The sequence below is a fragment of the Idiomarina sp. UBA4206 genome (assembly GCF_002383015.1).
GTDB lineage: Bacteria > Pseudomonadota > Gammaproteobacteria > Enterobacterales > Alteromonadaceae > Idiomarina > Idiomarina abyssalis.
Genome location: NZ_DFTS01000013.1, coordinates 23,668 through 25,273, shown reverse-complemented (window position 1 = coordinate 25,273; position 1,606 = coordinate 23,668). Strand labels below are relative to the sequence as shown.

2 protein-coding genes and 1 pseudogene are annotated in these 1,606 nt (G+C 44.5%); 1 reads left to right on the top strand and 2 read right to left on the bottom strand.

Annotated features, from left to right (window positions below):
- The coding region (locus B3180_RS02590) for a TonB-dependent receptor plug domain-containing protein (RefSeq protein WP_286842857.1) at positions 1–347 on the bottom strand (347 nt) is incomplete at its 3' end.
- A gap of 231 nt (positions 348–578) precedes the next feature.
- Complete coding sequence (locus B3180_RS02585; protein ID WP_273023610.1) at positions 579–956, bottom strand: DUF4168 domain-containing protein; 378 nt, start codon at positions 954–956, stop codon at positions 579–581.
- A 169-nt stretch (positions 957–1,125) separates the two neighbouring features.
- On the opposite strand from B3180_RS02585, the pseudogene B3180_RS02580 reads away from it, so the two are divergent.
- Positions 1,126–1,606 (top strand): annotated as a pseudogene (locus B3180_RS02580) (sensor histidine kinase); the annotation flags it as partial.

The window sequence follows — 1,606 nt, the reverse complement described above, 5'->3', positions numbered from 1 at the left end:
CCTGAGTCGGCACCAAAGCCACGCAAGCTAATTGCAGCAGCGCCGTTCGCGGTAGTGTCCTGGCTATTGCCCTGAGTTGAGAAGGTTCCCACACCGGCCGAAGGTAAGCGCTCTAAGAGTTGCTGTAGGTTGTTAAAACCTGAGGCTTCAATGCTTTCTCTGTCAATAACTTCGACAGGAGAAGCGCCTTCCATATCGGTTCGTGAGATTCTGGAGCCTGTGACCTGAATGCGTTCAAGAGCGTCATCTTCTGCCTGATTCTCTTGATCCTGCGCAAAGCTGACCGGTGACGCGAATGCGGCTCCTATTGCTAATGCACATAGCGAGTATTTAAAGTTTGTTTTCATTATTATGTTCCCCCCCGGGAGTTTTTATCGATTTTGTGTGTTAAATCAACAACACAGCATCTTTTGTTACATTAAATCAACATATGATCAAGACAATATAGTGTAAAAGTTTGAAAAAAATCGAAAGCTTGATGCTAAATGGATTAAGTGAGGGGAAGCTGTTTAAACTTTAAATGAAAAAGCCCGCGACTCAGAAAGAGCCGCGGGCTTTGTATTAAATGGAACTAACGATTAAGAGTTTTCTTCACCTGTCATTTCTTCTAAGCGTGCACGTAACTCTTCGTCGTTTTGTGCTTGCTGAATAATCATGTTGTATTCTTGCGGAGTAAGGCCTGCATCTTCAACGGCTGCAATCATTTCTTCCTGTGCAGACTGCTGAATTTCACGAGCCTCTTCCTGGTTCTCAGCTTGCTGGAACTGGTCACGGTATTTTTCAGTAACACCCTGAACGTCTTCCATAGCGGTTACAAATTTAACCAGCATACCTTCAGTGATTTCCTGAGTTTGCTGCTGCTGAGCCATAGGATCCTGCGATTGCTGCTGTTGAGCCATTGCCGCAGTACTACCCAGTGCGAATACAGTTGCTAATGCGATAATTGTCTTTTGCATGATAATCTCCTAATTGAATTTATCAGTTTTTATTAACACTCTAACTAAAGCGAAGACTGTGCCAACTTTTTAATTTGTTGATTTTAATATACTTTTAGTATTTTTCAGTTAGCGCTCAGAAAGTCAGCCCAAAAATGTGTATCCTTAGTACACAGTCAAAGGAGGCAGTGTGACAAAAAGATACAGTTGGCCACTATCCAGCCTGCAACGAAGGCTTTTAATGTATGTTGTCGTGCCTATGTTATTGATTTCGGGCGTGGCGATAAGTGTTGGACTGCAGGTTGCATCTGACGAAGCCAATGAGCGTTTAAAAAGTGACTTAGAGCTGCTGGGACGGGCCATTAGCTTACCCATAAGCGATGCACTACTTAATAACGACTTAGCAACGGTTCAGGCTAACCTGGATTCAGTCTTCAATATTGGCCGGGTATACGGGGCATCGGTATACAATGTGTATGGTCAGCAAGTCGCAGAAGCCGGTATCACCGAAACCGATTTGAGCAACAGCCAGCTCGCACTGGAAACTGTTCAGACGGGGGTGAAGCAAGACGACTACCGCCGTGTTGAAGGCCGCGATGTTTTCTCTCAATTTCTTCCTATTGTTGATCGTGGCGGCCGCATTATAGGTTTATTACAAATAAACCGGCGGT